The sequence below is a fragment of the Halomonas sp. McD50-4 genome (assembly GCF_022348135.1).
In the GTDB taxonomy this organism is placed as follows: Bacteria; Pseudomonadota; Gammaproteobacteria; order Pseudomonadales; family Halomonadaceae; genus Vreelandella; species Vreelandella piezotolerans.
In genome coordinates this window covers 95,064-111,268 of record NZ_JAKRFG010000008.1, presented here as the reverse complement: position 1 = coordinate 111,268, position 16,205 = coordinate 95,064, and the positions used below count along the sequence as shown (strand labels likewise).

Annotated in this window: 12 protein-coding genes; 2 read left to right on the top strand and 10 right to left on the bottom strand. The window is 61.5% G+C overall.

Features of this window, described 5'->3' with window-relative positions:
• Window positions 1-198: 198 nt before the first annotated feature.
• Genes MHM85_RS11400 through ptsP form a run of 3 tightly spaced genes read right to left on the bottom strand, consistent with a single transcriptional unit; the run spans window position 199 to window position 5,773 of the window.
• The gene (locus tag MHM85_RS11400; protein ID WP_153843954.1) at window positions 199-1,935 is read right to left on the bottom strand and encodes a PTS fructose-like transporter subunit IIB; all 1,737 of its coding nucleotides are present in this window, start codon (window positions 1,933-1,935) and stop codon (window positions 199-201) included.
• The gene (pfkB, locus tag MHM85_RS11395; RefSeq protein WP_153843955.1) at window positions 1,932-2,903 is read right to left on the bottom strand and encodes a 1-phosphofructokinase; all 972 of its coding nucleotides are present in this window, start codon (window positions 2,901-2,903) and stop codon (window positions 1,932-1,934) included. The genes MHM85_RS11400 and pfkB overlap by 4 nt, the downstream gene beginning before the upstream one ends.
• A complete protein-coding gene (ptsP, locus tag MHM85_RS11390) occupies window positions 2,903-5,773 on the bottom strand; it encodes a phosphoenolpyruvate--protein phosphotransferase (RefSeq protein WP_239286048.1) in 2,871 nt (956 codons plus the stop codon). Before ptsP ends, pfkB begins: the two co-directional genes overlap by 1 nt.
• 236 nt (window positions 5,774-6,009) lie before the next feature.
• Here ptsP and cra point away from each other — a divergent pair, with 236 nt between their 5' ends.
• Window positions 6,010-6,984, top strand: coding sequence for a catabolite repressor/activator (cra, locus tag MHM85_RS11385; RefSeq protein WP_239286046.1), 975 nt, complete (start codon window positions 6,010-6,012; stop codon window positions 6,982-6,984).
• Window positions 6,985-7,019: 35 nt separating this feature from the next.
• Here cra and MHM85_RS11380 read toward each other — a convergent pair whose 3' ends face one another.
• Window positions 7,020-7,496: a methylglyoxal synthase gene (locus MHM85_RS11380; RefSeq protein ID WP_239286044.1), complete on the bottom strand. Its 477-nt coding sequence runs from the start codon at window positions 7,494-7,496 to the stop codon at window positions 7,020-7,022.
• Between the two features lie 54 nt (window positions 7,497-7,550).
• Window positions 7,551-9,017 carry a pyruvate kinase gene (pyk, locus tag MHM85_RS11375; protein ID WP_219863342.1) on the bottom strand — a complete coding sequence of 489 codons (1,467 nt, stop codon included), beginning with the start codon at window positions 9,015-9,017 and terminating at the stop codon, window positions 7,551-7,553.
• 238 nt (window positions 9,018-9,255) lie between these two features.
• On the opposite strand from pyk, the gene gap reads away from it, so the two are divergent.
• A complete protein-coding gene (gene gap, locus MHM85_RS11370; RefSeq protein WP_139528478.1) occupies window positions 9,256-10,260 on the top strand; it encodes a type I glyceraldehyde-3-phosphate dehydrogenase in 1,005 nt (334 codons plus the stop codon).
• Window positions 10,261-10,283: 23 nt separating this feature from the next.
• Here the strand turns inward: gap and MHM85_RS11365 are convergent, their stop codons facing one another.
• From MHM85_RS11365 to MHM85_RS11345, 5 genes are all read right to left on the bottom strand, one after another.
• On the bottom strand, window positions 10,284-11,333 hold the full coding sequence (locus MHM85_RS11365) for a LacI family DNA-binding transcriptional regulator (RefSeq protein WP_231125665.1): 1,050 nt from the start codon (window positions 11,331-11,333) through the stop codon (window positions 10,284-10,286).
• A 178-nt stretch (window positions 11,334-11,511) separates the two neighbouring features.
• Window positions 11,512-12,618, bottom strand: a complete 1,107-nt coding sequence (ugpC, locus tag MHM85_RS11360) for a sn-glycerol-3-phosphate ABC transporter ATP-binding protein UgpC (RefSeq protein WP_239286042.1) — start codon at window positions 12,616-12,618, stop codon at window positions 11,512-11,514.
• A gap of 65 nt (window positions 12,619-12,683) precedes the next feature.
• Window positions 12,684-14,300: an alpha-glucosidase family protein gene (locus MHM85_RS11355; RefSeq protein ID WP_239286039.1), complete on the bottom strand. Its 1,617-nt coding sequence runs from the start codon at window positions 14,298-14,300 to the stop codon at window positions 12,684-12,686.
• A 68-nt stretch (window positions 14,301-14,368) separates the two neighbouring features.
• Window positions 14,369-15,211: a carbohydrate ABC transporter permease gene (locus MHM85_RS11350; protein ID WP_139528481.1), complete on the bottom strand. Its 843-nt coding sequence runs from the start codon at window positions 15,209-15,211 to the stop codon at window positions 14,369-14,371.
• Entirely contained in the window at window positions 15,211-16,203 is a 993-nt protein-coding gene (locus tag MHM85_RS11345) for a sugar ABC transporter permease (RefSeq protein WP_139528482.1), read from the bottom strand. Before MHM85_RS11345 ends, MHM85_RS11350 begins: the two co-directional genes overlap by 1 nt.
• Between the last annotated feature and the right edge of the window lie 2 nt (window positions 16,204-16,205).

The window sequence follows — 16,205 nt, the reverse complement described above, 5'->3', positions numbered from 1 at the left end:
GTTATCGCTAACGGGGTGTGTCCGACCCCTGGCGTCGCTGTTATTTATGTAAAAATACTACATGTTGCACGCGTGAGAACAACAGTTAGCGATAAATGGTAAGAAAAATGGTTAATAAAACAGCGGGGTGGCGGTCGTCTTGAACGGCTGACTGAAAAAACAAAAGGGCGAGATTGCCTCGCCCTTAGTGTGCCGCTTTTAGCTGGCAACGGCTACTTGGGCAGCGCCACGTTTGATAAACGCGTAGCCCAGGCCGGTGATCAATGAGCCCACCACAATGGCGCCCAGGTAAAGCAGAGCGGGAGTAATGGCGTTAGGAATCAGCAGCACGAAGATACCGCCATGGGGGGCCATCAGCTTGGCACCCACCAGCATGGAGAGCGCACCCGTGACCGCGCCCCCGGCGATACAGGCGGGAATCACGCGCAGCGGGTCTTTCGCAGCGAAGGGAATCGCGCCTTCACTGATAAAGCATAGGCCCAGCACGAACGAGGCTTTACCCGCTTCCCGCTCGGGGGCGGAGAACTTGTTGCGCGCCACGAAGCTGGCAATGCCCATACCAATGGCGGGCACCATACCTGCCGCCATGATCGCGGCCATCGGGCCGTAGGTTTCAGAGGCCAACAGGCCGACGCCAAAGGTGTAGGCCGCTTTGTTGACCGGGCCACCCAGGTCGAAGCACATCATGGCGCCGAGCAGAATGCCCAGCAGCACGGCATTCGTCGAGCCCATGGACTCCAAGAAGCTGGTGAGCGCGCTCAGCACGGCAGCCACCGGCTCGCCAATCACGTAGATCATCGTCAGGCCGGTGACCAAGCTGGCAATCAGCGGGATGATCAGAATCGGTTTGAGCGACTCGACGCTGGAGGGCAGCTTCACGTAGCGCGTGACGGCGAGTGCCACATAGCCCGCCAGGAAACCGGCCAGAATACCGCCGATAAATCCGGAGCCAATCTCGGCGGCCAACATGCCGCCAATCATGCCGGGGGCAATGCCGGGGCGGTCGGCAATCGAATAGGCGATGTAGCCCGCTAGAACGGGAATCATTAGCGCGAAGGCCGTGCCGCCACCAATCTGCATTAGCGCGGCGGCCAGGGTGCCTTCCTCCTGGAAGGCCTCGATACCGAACACGAACGAGAGGGCGATGAGCAGGCCGCCTGCGACCACCATGGGCAGCATGAACGACACGCCAGTCAGCAGGTGCTTATAAATGCCTTTTTCTTTGATGCTTTTTTTGGCCGTGGCGCTGCCAGCAGTGCTGGTGCCGTCTTCCACGGCAGCGTCAGTGAGGGCGGCCTCCAGGGTCGGGCGCGGCTTTTTGAGCGCGTTGCCGGTCGACGTTCGGTAAATTCGCTTACCCGCAAAGCGCGAGGGGTCGACTTCGATATCGCAGGCCAGCACGACGACATCGGCGGCGGCGATGTCGTCGTCGGTGAGTTGGTTCTGCGCGCCCACCGAGCCTTGGGTTTCGACGCGGATCTGGTGGCCCATGGCCTTGCCCGCTTCGGCGAGCGCTTCGGCGGCCATAAAGGTGTGCGCAACGCCGGTGGGGCAGGCGGTGACGGCAACGATGTTTTTACCCCCCGCACTGCTAGTCGGGGCAGCCGCTGTGGCTGCCGGGGCACTGTAGATCGGCGCTTCCCGCTTAGCTTGGCTTAAAAAGGCGCTGGGGTCGGGCAGGGCGCTGGCAATAGGAGCCTGGAATAGCCGCTTGCCTTCGAACCGCTCCGGGGCGGGCACGTGGTCGGCAGCTACGACGATCAAATCGGCGTTGGCGATCTGTTCAGCGCTGGCGGCTTGCAGCGGCGCAATTTCGCCGTGCATCTCCACATGAACGTTCCAGCCTAGCCGCGTGGCGGCTTGCTCTAGGCGCTTAGCGGCCAGGAAAGTGGTCGCCATGCCGCTGGGGCAGGCGGTAATCAGAATGAGGTTCATCGCGTGGCTCCCTCGGTGTGGGTGTCGTCAAGACGCCGTACCCGGGTCTGTTGTTGGAGTGAGTCGAAATCATCGGCGTGGGGGGTGCCCACCCCGACGTGGCGTACCGCTTCGGCAGAAAGCGCCGTCGCAAAACGAAGCGTATCGACGGGTGTGTGCTGGCTCAGCAGCCCATGCAGCATGCCCGCCACAAAGGTGTCACCCGCGCAAACGGTGTTTGTGGCGGTGACAGTGGGCGGCGTGGATTGCCAAGTGCCGTGCTGGCTCACCCATAGAATGCCTTCGGCACCTGCTGAAATCAGCGCGTGTTCGATACCGCTGGCGTGCAGCCGTTCGGCGGCAGCTTGGCGCTGCTGGTCGGTATCGAGCGTGCTACCGGCCCAGTCGGCCAGCTCGGTTTCGTTGGGCTTTACTGCGGCAGGCTGCGCGGCAATCGCCGTGAGCAGCGCCGGACCGCTGGTATCTACCCACAGCGGCACTGCGAAACCTTTCAAGAAGGCAAGCAGCTCGCCGAACGCGGGTTGATCGATACCGGGAGGCAGGCTGCCCGCCACCACCACGGCCTCGGGCGGCGCACTACCATCGAACAAGCCGCCGAGCGCAGCGCGTAAAGCCTCCAGGTGGGCAGCTTCGATGGGCATGCCGGGGCCGTTGATATCGGTCACGCGGCCGCTCTGCTCGGCAAGTTTGGCGTTAATGCGCGTGCTGCCCGGCACCCGCACGAAGGCGTCGATGACGCCGTAACGGGGAAAGGCGAGGCTGAACGGAGCATCGTTCTCTTCGCCCAAAAAACCGCTCACGATCACCTCGTGACCTAAACTTGCCAACACCCGCGCGACGTTCACGCCTTTACCGGCCGCTTCTAGCTGCGCGCTGGTGGGGCGGTTGACGTGTCCCAGCGTCAGCGCCTCCAGATTGAAAGCGAGATCCAGCGCGGGGTTGAGCGTAATACAGACGACTCGTGCCATTAGCGGGCCTCCAGGGCGTCGCGTACCTCGTCGCTGGTCGCCTTGCCGAGCGCGAGCTGCGCCGTGGCCTGGGCATCTGGCAAGTCGAATTCACGCAGGCGAGCTTTGACCAACGGGATTTGACGCGCGCTGACCGAGAGTTCATCGACACCCAGGCCCACCAGCACTGGCACGGCCATGGTGTCGGAGGCTAGCTCACCACACACGCCGACCCATTTACCGTGTGCATGGGCGGCCTCTACGGTCATTTGTATCAAGCGCAGTACCGCCGGATGCAGGCCATCAGCTTGAGCGGAGAGCTCTGGATGGCCGCGGTCAATGGCCAGTGTGTACTGGGTCAAATCGTTGGTGCCGACCGAGAAGAAGTCCACTTCGGCGGCCAGCGTCGGGGCTAACAAGGCACTCGATGGGACCTCGATCATCACGCCAAGCTGCACGTCGGTGGCGCGCTGCTGGGGGGCGATCTCGGTGAGCAGGCGGTCATAGATCGCTTTCGCGGCGCGGAATTCGGCCACGTCTTTGACCATCGGCAGCATGATGCGCAGCGGTTTGCCGACGGCGGCCATCAGCAGCGCGCGAATCTGGGTTTCCAGCACGTCCGGCTGGGTCAGCGCGAGGCGAATACCTCGCAGGCCGAGGAAGGGGTTGTCTTCCTGGGGCACTGGCCAATAAGGCAGCGGCTTGTCGCCGCCCACGTCCAGGGTGCGGGCGACGAGCGGGCGGCCGTCGAGGGCATCGGTCGCTTCGCGGTATTCGGCGATTTGCGTGGCGAGATCCGGCGCGCTGGAGTAGGCCATGAACAGGAACTCGGTGCGCAGCAGGCCGACCCCTTCCGCACCGCGCTCGACCGCATCGGCGGCGTGGGCGGTGTTGCCGAGGTTGGCAGCCACTTCCACCTTGTGGCCGTCGCGGGTTTGCGCTTGCTCGAAGCGCAGCTCCCAGGCGTCCGCTTCACGCTGCTGCTGGTCGAGCAGCTGCTGTTCGGCGCGGCGCAGGCGCTCCTCGGAAGGTTGCGACGTCACGCGGCCGCGCTCGCCATCCAGAATCATCATGCCGCCGTTATGCAGCGCCATCACCGCTTCACCGGCACCGACCACAGCAGGAATGCCCAGCGCACGGGCCAAAATAGCGCTGTGGGCGGTTGCACCGCCGCGCACGGTCAGCAGGCCGCGCACACGGGAGGTATCCAGGCGGGCCACGTCAGAGGGGCCGATATCGTCCATGACCAAGATATAGGGGTGGTCGGGTGGCTCGGGCAGGCTGACGTCGCAAAGCACGCCGAGCACGCGGCGGCCGACATCGCGAAGGTCGGCGGCGCGTTCGGCCAGCAGTCGGTCGGCCAGCATCTCTTGAGCGTGGGCGGCGGTGTCGATGGCTTCCCACCAGCCCGCTTCCGCCGAGCGGCCTTCACGAATGGCGTCGATGGCCGCCTGGTGAAGTTCGGGGTCGTCGAGCATCTCTTCATGCATGGAGAGAATGTCCGCGACTTCGCCGCCGGGCGCTTTATGTACCAGCGCCTGAAGCTGGGTGGCGCCTTCTTTCAGGGCCGCTTCCAAGCGGGCGATCTCGTCGTCGGGCTGATTGGCGTGCTCAGGATAGTCGAACTGCATCGGGCGAATGACGAACACCGGGGCAATCGCCAAACCGGGCGAGGCGGCAACGCCGGAATGGGCCGTATCGGCAGCGAGTGGTTCGACGGCGGGCTTACTGGTGCTAGCGGCTGGGGCCGCGTCGCGACCGCCATCGAAGGGCGTGACTTTCTCACCCAAGCCACTCTCGACGGCGGCGGCAATGGCGTCTAACGCGGCATTTGCCTGTTCGCCCTCGGCGGAGAAAATCAGCCACTGGCCGCGGCGCGCACCCAAACCAATCACTTTGGTCAAGCTTGCGGCGGAGACGGTAGTGGCGCTGCCCTCTTCCAGGCGCACGTTGATGGGCATGGGCTGGGCACGAGCGATCTGTACCAGCTGTTTGGCCGGGCGAGCGTGCAGGCCGTGGGGGTTCAGAACGCGCACCCGGCGGGTTTGGGTGCTGGCGGTTTCACCGGCCAGTGCCGCCAGTAGCTGAGCACTGTTTTTGCCTAAGAAGCTGTCGCTTTCGCCGTTTTCCAGTACCGCCATCAACTGTTCGAGCAGCGGCAGGTGAGCGTCACCGCTGGCAGCGAGGCAGAACAGCGCATGCACCGGATGACCGCGGTGCTCGAGCGTGCTATCGGCGGGGGTGGCAACGCCTAGCGCGGGTTGGTTTACGCCTTGGGCGCTGCTCGAGAGCCACAGGCCTTTGCCCAGCCACTGGGGCTGGGCGCTCGCCACGGTACCGATAAAGCCATTATCCACGCAGCCGCTTTGACGCAGCCGCGCAGCCGCCGCCAGGGCCAGCTCCTGCGGGTCACGGGCGGGGAAGTTGATACATAGCGTATCGGCATCCAGGCGGTGGGCTAGTGACGGCTTAGAGAGCAGGCGTGCAACATCGGCGGCGGAGCTGGCGCGAGCCAACTCGCTTGCCACGCCGTCGCGGTCGAGGACGTGGGTTAGCTGGCGCAAAATATCCAGGTGTTCGTCGTTTTGTGCCGCTATCGTGACCAGTACGTGAACGGTGTTGCCGTCGTGCCACTGAACCCCCTCAGGGAACTGCAGCACCCGCACGCCGGTACGCTTGACGTGTTGGCGGCTTTCCGGGGTGCCGTGGGGAATCGCAATGGCATTGCCTAAGTACGTCGAGGACTGCGCTTCGCGGGCGTGGAGGCCATCGCGGTACTCGGCCGCCACCAGGCCAGCCTCTGCCAGAGCGTTGGCGGCGCTGTCGAGCGCAGCTTGCCAGTTGTCCGCATGGCGGTCGAGCAAGATGTCATCGGGGCCGAGTGTCAACATAGGGGTCTCCTGTAAACGCGGTCAGGCAACGGCAACGTCTGCGATTGGCGGCGAAAGTGCGCGCATAAAACGTTAGTCGTAGATCGTTGTGGTTAACTGGATGAATCGTGTCACCTGTGTATAGTGGCTATGCTGAATCGATTCACTTTTCGACACAAGGGTTGTCTTTTAAGACTTTGGTCTGAAGAGGGTAAAACGGCTGCTAAACTGCCGTCTTCATCTAGGGAGAAACCAGCATGACACTTGCCGATATTGCCCGGCTTGCCGGGGTTTCGCGCACCACGGCAAGCTATGTAATCAACGGCCAGGCCGAACAGCGGCGTATTAGCCCGGCCACCATCGATAAAGTGATGGCCGTGGTGCGTCAGCACCGCTATCACATCGATCCTCAAGCTGCCGCGCTGCGCCGTGGCGCGAGCCGTTTGATTGGTTTGATCGTGCCGGATTTAGAGAACATCAGCTATGCGCGCCTTGCCAAGCGCCTGGAGCGCGGTGCCCGCGAACGCGGCTACCAGCTGCTGGTGGTGAGTTCCGATGACTGCGCGGATAGTGAGCGCGCGCTGGCCTTGGCGCTGCGCGCCCAGCGCTGTGAGGTGCTGATTACCGCCAGCTGTCTGCCAGAGAGCGACACTTTTTATACGGATTTGGCCGACGAAGGCTGGAGCGTCGTTGGGATGGACCGTGGCCTGACACCCGAGCGTTTTGCCAGCGTGGTGAGCAATGACCAAGAGGCGGCTTACGCGCTGACGCGCTCGGTGATGGAGGGGTCAACGCGTCGCATTGCCTGGTTGGATGCTATGCCCGAGCTCTCGGTGAGCCGTGAGCGCCGTGCGGGTTTCTTTGCCGCCTTGGAAGACCAGGGGGTTGAGGCGACCACCTTCAGCGGCGAGCGTTACGAGCGGGATGTGGGCGTGGCGCTGGCGCAGCAAGCGTTTGCGGCGGGCGAGGTGGATGCGCTGGTCACCGCCTCTTACGCACTCATGGAGGGCGTCTTCGATGAGCTGCTGGCTCGAGGTGGGATGCCGAGGACACTTCGGTTAGCCACCTTCGGCGATCATCGCCTGTTGGATTTTCTACCCCAGCCGGTCAATTCGGCACTGCAAGATTACGACCGCATCGCCGAGCTGACGCTTCAGTGCGCGCTCGGCGCGATGAACGGAAGTTACCAATGCGGTCAGCAGGTGGTGGCACGCCACCTGCGTACTCGCTAAGCAAGAGGTGCGCGCGGCTATACCGTGCGTGCCTATTATACCGTGCGGGCTTTTGCCCAGGCATTCGCGTCGGGAATCGACATATCGTAGCGCTCGCTCAGGTAGGGCGAGGAGAGTAGAAAGTCAGCACTCGCCGCATTACAGGCCACCGGCACGTTCCACAGCGCCGCCAAACGCAGCAGCGCTTTCACATCCGGGTCGTGAGGCTGCGGTGCAAAGGGGTCCCAGAAGAAGATCAATACGTCGAGCTGCTGCTCGGCGATACGCGCGCCGATCTGCTGGTCGCCGCCCAGCGGCCCGCTCATCAAGCCTTCTACCTCTAGCCCCAGGGCGGTCTTCAGTCGCCCGGCGGTAGTGCCCGTGCCAATCAGCGTGTGCTGGCTCAGCGTCTCCTGCCAGCGCGTCGCCCACTCCAACATCTCGGTTTTTTTGCCATCGTGGGCTATCAACGCAATACGCTTGCGCGGTTGCAGCGTGCGCACCGCTTGGCGGGGTGGGCGGGCATCGTTCATGGCATGGCTCTCCTGGTCATTCGCTTGTTATTCATCGTCCGTCGAGACGGTTATTCATTCGGCGTCGACGGCCAGTACTTTCATGGTGTTGGTGCCGCCATGGGCGTTCATGTGGTCGCCGCGAGTAAGAATGACATGCTCGCCTGGGCGTGCCAATCCATGGGCTTTCAGCAGCTTGATGGCTTCCTGGTTCACTTCGGTCGCCTCCATGTGCGTGGTATCAAATGGAAGCGAGACCACGCCGCGGTAGAGCGCCATGCGCCGCTGGGCGATGGGGCTATGGGCCAAGCCTACGATTGGCAGGCCCGACCGAATGCGCGAGGCAATCAGCGGCGTGTAGCCGGTGGAGGTCATGCAGGCAATGGCGCGTACGCCGGTCAGATGGTTGGCGGCGTACATGGCGGAGAGCGCAATGGTTTCATCGATCCGCTCGAAGCCTTCATGGATGCGGTGGCCGGAGGCTTGAGCAATGCGCTCGCGCTCGGCACCCAGGCAGACGCGGTCCATGGCTTCGATGGTTTCCACCGGATAGTCGCCCGCTGCGGTTTCCGCCGAGAGCATGACGGCATCGGTGGCGTCGAGCACGGCGTTGGCTACGTCGAAGACTTCCGCACGGGTGGGGAGCGGCGATTCGATCATCGACTCCATCATTTGGGTGGCGGTGATCACCGCGCGATTCAGCGAACGGGCATGCTTGATAATGCGCTTTTGCGTGCCGATCAGCGCCTCATCGCCTATCTCTACGCCCAGGTCGCCGCGAGCGACCATCACCGCTTCCGATGCTTCGATGATGGCGTCCAAGGTGTCGTCGTTGGCGACGGCCTCGGCACGCTCCAATTTCGCCACCAGCCCGATCTCTTTGCCCTCGTCACCCAGTAGAGCACGCGCTTCCTGCATGTCGGCGGCGCTGCGTGGGAACGAAACGGCGAGGTAATCCACGCCAATCTCGATGGCGGTTTTCAGGTCTTCTTTATCCTTATCGGTAAGCGCTGGGGCGGAAAGGCCGCCGCCTTGCTTATTGATGCCTTTATTGTTGGACAGCTTGCCGCCCACGTGAACTCGGGTGTGAACTTCTTGCCCAACGATAGACGTGACGTCCAGCACGACGCGACCATCGTCCAGCAGCAGACGGTCGCCGGGGGTGACGTCATCGATGAGCGCTTTGTAGTCGCAGCCGACGCGCTCGCTGCTGCCGCCATTGGCATCTAGTGCCATGTCCAGCACGAACGGTTGACCGACCTCTAGATGAACGGCGCCTTCGGCAAAGCGCGAAATGCGAATTTTAGGGCCCTGCAAGTCGCCGAGGGCGGCGACACTGCGGCCCAGGCGCTGGGCGATCTCGCGGACAGCGTTGAGGCGTTTGCGATGATCATCGGCAGACCCATGGGAGAAGTTGAGGCGCACCACGTCAACGCCTGCTTTTAGCATGGCTTCCAATACCCCAGGGCGGTCGCTGGCTGGGCCAAGCGTGGCGACGATTTTGGTACGGCGTAGGGGAGTCGAGGACGTTGCGCGTGTCATAGGGGCTCCTGGGGGCAGCGTTGCTGAACGTGGCCCGATAAAGGGCGGGTGAAGCGTTGATTAAGTATTGGACTACGATAGCCTTTATATAGTAATTTTACTACATATTGGATAGTTATTAGCCTTTAGGGGCGGTTATGGCAGGTTTTAATCGGCCTACAGGTGATTAAATACGTATTTTTAGTAATTTTTTTACTGGATACGCCATCTACGACCACTGCTTGATTGAGGTGCTACCATGACAATAAGAGTTGCCATTAACGGATTTGGACGGATTGGCCGCAACGTACTGCGTGCACTGTATGAAAACGGCTACCGTGATCGCGTTCAGGTCGTTGCGATCAATGATCTGGGTGACCCTTCGCTTAATTCCCATCTACTGCGTCATGATACGGTTCACGGCCACTTCCCCTTCAGTGTCGAGCATGACGCCGAAAGCATCAGCGTAGATGGTGATCGTATTACGATCTCCTCCGAGCGTGATCCGGCCAACCTACCCTGGGCGTCCATGGATATCGATCTCGTCATGGAGTGTACTGGTCTGTTCACCAAGCGCGAGGCGGCTGCCAAGCATATTGCTGCGGGCGCCAAGCGTGTGCTGATCTCAGCTCCCAGCCCGGACGCGGATGCCACCATCGTTTACGGTGTGAATGACGACATCCTCACCGCTGAGCACACCGTGGTGTCCAACGCGTCGTGCACGACGAACTGCCTAGCACCGGTTGCCAAAGCGCTGAATGACGCTGTTGGTATCGAAAACGGCCTGATGACCACGGTTCATGCCTACACCAACGACCAAAACCTGTCGGATGTGTACCACTCCGACCCCTACCGTGCCCGTAGCGCTACCCACTCCATGATTCCGACCAAGACCGGCGCTGCCGCTGCAGTAGGTCTGGTATTACCGGAGCTGGCGGGCAAGTTCGACGGTTTGGCGGTGCGCGTACCGGTGATCAACGTCTCTCTGGTGGATCTGACTTTCACTGCAGGACGTGATACGACCAAAGAGGAGATCAACGAGATCGTCGAGAAAGCCGCCGCGAACTCCCCTGTCCTGGCGGTTAACGCCCAGCCGCTGGTCTCCATCGATTTCAACCACGATGCGCACTCGTCTACCTTTGACGCGAATCACACCCGCGTTAATGGCCGGTTGGTGAAAATCATGGCGTGGTACGACAACGAGTGGGGCTTCTCCAACCGCATGTTGGATACCGCCATCGCCATGCAGAAAACTGCGCAGTAATCCCGCCGTTTAGGGGCTGTCCGCTAAGGACAGGTATCGCCCAACAGCAGCTCGGTCTGGAGCAGCTGTTGGGTCTTGGGTATTCGCCCCAGAATCATTTTGGCCGCGACACGTCCTTTGCCCGCGCTGTCCTGGCGCACGGTCGTCAATCGAGGGGCACGATATTGCCCTTCGGCAATGCCATCGAACCCCGTGATGCGTAACGCCTTCGGCACCTGGATGCCTCGCTGTTCCGCCAGCGTCAGCGCGGTCAGAGCAATCCGATCCGACATGCACAGCAGCAGATCGGGACGCTGCTCTGCTGGCTGATCGAGGATCTCGGTGATCACCGGCGAGCACACATCGAACACGTTCTCCTCGATGTTCCATAGCGGAATGGTATCGGTATCGAACCCGTGTTCACTGAGCGCGGCGTGAAACCCGGCGAGGCGTGCTCGGCTGATCGTGCTGCTGTCGGGAAGCAGCGTATGCGCCTTCGTTACTCGGCCATTACAGGGCTCTCTGGTCAGCCGCAGGTTGATGATGGCAGGCCGGGTAGGACGCTGTTTAAGGGCATGCATGGCCATGGCGTAGCTAGCGTCACGGTCATCGATATGCACCGTGGGGCAGCCGTCGATATCGAAGTCGACCGAGACCAGCGGACGCTGCGACGGCAGTTCGTTCAACAGTTTATTGTTGGGCATCAGGCCGTAGACGATGAAGCCATCGGCAATGTTGGCCGAGCCGGGCGGTTGTGATGCGTGCCCCCGGCCTGGAAGCAGCAGCAGGGTATGGCCATGGGCATCCAGGACTTCCGCTACACCGGAAAGAAACTCACTGGCGACGGCATCGTTCAAGCTGTAAGTCAGGCTTTCGGCCAGAATCACCGCCACGATGCTGGAGCGGCCGGTGCGCAGGCTGCGCGCTTTGGCATCGGGGCCGTTATACCCCAGGCGTTTGGCTTCTTTGAGAATGCGATCGCGCAGCAGCGGAGAGAGCTGGTCGGGGCGATTGAAGGCGTTGGAAATCGTCGCAGTAGAAACGCCGAGTTCGAGCGCAAGGTCCTTTAAGGTCATTCGGCGAGGGGTGGTCACGGAGCTTCCTAAACTGGTGAAGAGTATGGGCGGAGAGAGTGCGTGCCGGACGCCTTTACAGCGCAGGCTAATTATTGAATTGTCGCGCACAAGAATAACGGCCTTGACGGTCTGACGACTACCCTCTTTGCAAGGTGCCTCATCCAGCCAAGGCCGTTATGGGTCTTTCTATCCGTGTTTAAGCGGCCGAGCGCGCCTTGGCTAGTGTCAACGCGGCGCCGCTCTCATCGAACAGGTGGACGTGTTCGGTATCCGGTACCAGCGACACCTGCTGGCCCTCTTGCCACTGGCTGGGCGCTTCGCTGCGATGGATCAGCAGCGTCGAGCCCGCTTTCGGCTCCAGATAGACGTAGACCTCGTTGCCCAGGTACTCGACGTTGACGATATCGAAGCAGTTATCGCCTTGAGGCGCTTCCAAGCGAAGGTGCTCGGGCCGCACGCCAAGCGTGAGCGAGGTGCCCTGTGAGTAAGCGTCGCCCGCTTGGGGCAGTGAGACCTCGCCGATGCCCGCTGCTTTGACGCGGCAGCCGTCGGCGGCGCCGCTGATCAGCTCGGCGGGCATGAAGTTCATGGTAGGCGAGCCAATGAAGCCCGCGACGAATTGGGTGGCCGGACGCTGGTACAGCTCGTGGGGACTGCCCACTTGCTCCACATGGCCCCGGTTGAGCACTACGATCTTATCCGCCAGGGTCATGGCTTCGACCTGATCGTGGGTCACGTAGATCATGGTAGAGCCAAGACGGTTGTGCAGGCGGGCGATTTCGTTACGCATCTGCACCCGCAGCGAGGCATCCAGGTTGGAGAGCGGCTCGTCGAACAGCAGAATGCGCGGCTCCCGCGCCATGGCACGTCCCATCGCCACGCGCTGGCGCTGGCCGCCAGAGAGGGCTTTGGGTTTGCGGTGCAGCAGCTCTTCCAGCTGCAGGATTTTGGCCGTGCTCATTACCCGCTCGTGAACGGTCTCTTTAGCAGTGTTGGCCAGCTTTAGGCCAAAGGCCATGTTGTCGTAGACGGTCATGTGCGGGTAGAGCGCGTAGGACTGAAACACCATGCCGACGCCGCGCTCGCGGGGGGGGAGGTCGTTCACCACGGTGCCGCCAATGTTCAGGTCGCCATCGGTGATCGATTCGAGCCCTGCAATCAGGCGCAGTAGGGTGGATTTACCGCAGCCGGAGGGACCCACGAACACGACGAACTCGCCGTCGCCAATGGAAAGATCGACGTCTTTGATGATGTGGTCGCGGCCAAATACCTTGTTGACCTTTTCAAGCGTAACACTTGCCATGGTAACTCCTTGCCGACCTCGACCTGAGCGGGTCGGCTATCGTTATTAACTGTTATGGGCGGCGTTTAGGCAACCTGCATAAAGGCGGCTTGGTACGCGGGCAGCGTGAGTGTGCTGCCGTCTCGCGTGGCGGTAAAATGGGCGACCGGCAAGTCGCTGGCGACCTCGACGGGCAGGGTGGTTTGCTGCTCTTGCCCGGTCAGGTTGAAAACACATAGCAAGGTCTCGTCGCCTTTTTGACGGGTAAAGCCGAGCAGGTCGTCACCGACATCGACCAAGGACAAATCGCCATCAAACAGCGCCGGGTGGCTGCGGCGGAACGCCAGCAGGGCCCGTACGGTGTTGAGCGTGGCGTTGGGGTCATCCTGCTGGCGGCTTACTGCCAACTCCAAATGGCGAGCTTCCATGGGCAGCCACGGTTCCACCGGAGAGAAGCCGCCCTGTTCGCCGTCGGTCCAGGGCATGGGCGTGCGGCAGCCGTCGCGGCCTTTGAACTCGGGCCACAGCACTTTGCCGTAGGGGTCTTGAATGCGCTCGAAGGGCACGTCCGCTTCCGGTAGGCCCAGCTCTTCGCCTTGGTACAGGCACACGCTGCCGCGCAGTGAGAACAGCATGGCCAGCATGACTTTCGGGTAGGCGTGGGGGTCTTCCTCAGCGCCCCAGCGGGTCGCACTGCGCACCACGTCGTGGTTGGACGTGGCCCAGCAAGGCCAGGCGTCGCCCGCCAAGCGTTGGAAGCGTTCGATCACTTCGCGCAGGTAGCTGGCGGAGTGGGGCATGTTGAGCAGGTCGAAGGTGTACGCCATGTGCAGCTTATCGCCACCGGCAGTGTATTCGGCCATGCGTTCTAGCGGATTATCGTCGCCAATCTCACCCACGGTGGTGGTGCCGGGGTACTCATCCATCAGCGCACGCAGGTCTTTGAGGAAGTCCAGATTTTCCGGCCGGCTGAGGTCGTAGACATGGCGCTGCCAGGTGTAGGGGTTCGCTTCCGGTGCCCCCAGGGTTTTGGCTTCGCCTGTCGGTACCGGCGGGTTGTCCCGCAGTTCGGCGTCGTGGAAGTAGAAGTTGACCGTATCCAAGCGGAAGCCGTCTACGCCCAAATCCAGCCAGAAACGCATGTTGTCGAGCTGCGCCTGACGGGCTTCCGGGTGGTGGAAGTTCACGTCCGGCTGGCTGGTCAGGAAGTTGTGCAGATAGTACTGCTGGCGCCGGGAGTCGAAGGTCCACGCCGAGCCGCCAAAAATCGACAGCCAGTTGTTGGGCGGCGTGCCGTCGGGTTTCGGATCGGCCCATACGAACCAGTCGGCTTTAGGATTGGTGCGATTCTGGCGGCTCTCCTGGAACCAGGGGTGCTGATCGGAGGTATGGCTGATCACCTGGTCGATCATCACTTTCAAGCCCAGCGAGTGAGCTTTTTCCAGCAGCGCCTTGAAGTCTTCCAGCGTGCCGAACATGGGGTCTACGTCGCGGTAGTCACTCACGTCATAGCCGAAGTCGAGCATCGGAGAAGTAAAGAAGGGCGATAGCCAGATGCCGTCCACGTTGAGGGAGGCCACGTAATCCAGCTTTTCGGTGATGCCGTTCAGATCGCCTACGCCGTCGCCGCGGCTGTCCAAGAAGCTACGCGGATAGATTTGATAAATAACGCCGCCGCGCCACCACATCATGTTGTCTTGCATTACTGTGTTCCTTAAAAACGGTTGCTGAGTTTGATCAGCGAATTCATGGGACCATGGTGTGAAGGCGGTTAGCCCTTCACGGCACCCGCGGTCAGGCCGGACACGATGCGGCGCTGGAAAATGATGACCAGAATCACCAGCGGTACGGTGACCACGACGGAGGCTGCCATGATCGGCCCCCAGGGCAGTTCGTAGGCACTACCGCCTGACAGAAGGGCAATCGCAACCGGCACCGTGCGCTGCGCATCGGTCAGTGTGAAGGTCAGTGCGAACAGAAACTCGTTCCAGGCGGCGATGAATGCGAGCAGGCCCGTGGTCGCCATGGCGGGCCACATCAGCGGCAGAAATACCTTGGTGATGGTCACCCAGGGCGTTGCCCCATCCATGATCGCCGCCTCTTCCAGCTCCATGGGGAGCTGCTTCATGAAGGTGGTGAGCACCCACACCGTAAAGGGCAGGGTAAAGATGGTGTAGCTGAGAATGAGGCCTGCCGGGTTGTTGTAGAGGTTCAGCGCGCGAATCACTTCGAACAGCCCAGAGAGAACGGCGACTTGAGGGAACATCGACACGCCGAGAATGACCAGCAGCACGGTGGAGCGGCCGCGAAAGCGTACCCGACCCAGCGCGTAAGAAGCGGTGATGCCTAGCAGCAGCGCGATGAATACCACGCTGAACGCGACGATGATCGAGTTGAAGATCGCCCTCACGAAGCTCGATTGGCTAAAGATCTGTGCGTAGTTGTCCAGATTCCAGGTCGAGGGCCATAGCTCCACGCGGAACAGGTCGCTGGAGGGTTTTACCGAGGTAATGACGGCGTAGTAGAACGGGAAGACCGCGTACACCATGATGACGGCAATCAGTGCCCAGAACCCGACGCGTTTCGCTACTTTGGCTAACTGACGGCTGTTCATCAGTCACCTCCCAATTGAATCTGTTTGCGGCCAAGGTAGAGATAAGCCACGGTGGCCAGCGCGATGATCAAGAACAGCAGCGTGGATGCGGCGCTGCCGTAGCCGACGTCCTGAAACTCGACGAGCTGCTGGCGCGCGTAGACCGACATCGACATCGTGCTGGTGGAGTTGGAGGTCAACACGTAGATCACGTCGAAGACCCGCAGGGCATCCAGCAGGCGGAAGATGACCGCTACCATCAGCGCCGGGGTAATCAGCGGTAGCGTGACCTTGAAGAACACGCGCACCGGATGAATGCCATCCACCTCGGCGGCTTCGTAGCAATCTTTGGGCAGCATCTGCAGCGCGGCCAGGACCAACAGAGCCACGAAGGGAATCGTTTTCCACACGTCGACCATGATCACCGCCCACATGGAGTAGGTGGCGCTCGCGGTCCAAGCGATGGGGTTATCAATAATACCGACCATCATCAGCAGGTGGTTGATGATGCCGAACTGGTCGTTGAGCATCCACGCCCACATCTGAGCCGACACGATGGTAGGAATGGCCCAGGGAATCAGCACGGCCGCCCGAACGATCACGCGGCCTTTGAATTCTGCGTTCAAAATCAGTGCGACGATGACGCCGAAAACGACTTCCAGCGATACCGACACCACCGAGAAGTAAACCGTGTTCCACACGGACTGCCACCACACTGGGTCCGCCAGCACGCCAAACCAGCGGCCGTTGTCGTAGACCAGGTAGTTTTCGAAACCGATCAGATTCGCCGAGCCCAAATCGGAGAGCGACGCATCGGTAAAACTCAGGAAAAACGTACGTAGTAACGGCCAGCCCGCCACCAGCGTGAGGGCAATCAGCATGGGGGCTAAGAACAGCCACGCCGCCTTGACGCGTTGGCGGCGGACCTTGGTACCCCGTTGCCGCCGCGCTGGCGTGGCGGAACGCGCCCCGAGGGGCGCGTTTTGGTGAGAGTGGTGAGAAGAGCTCGACATAG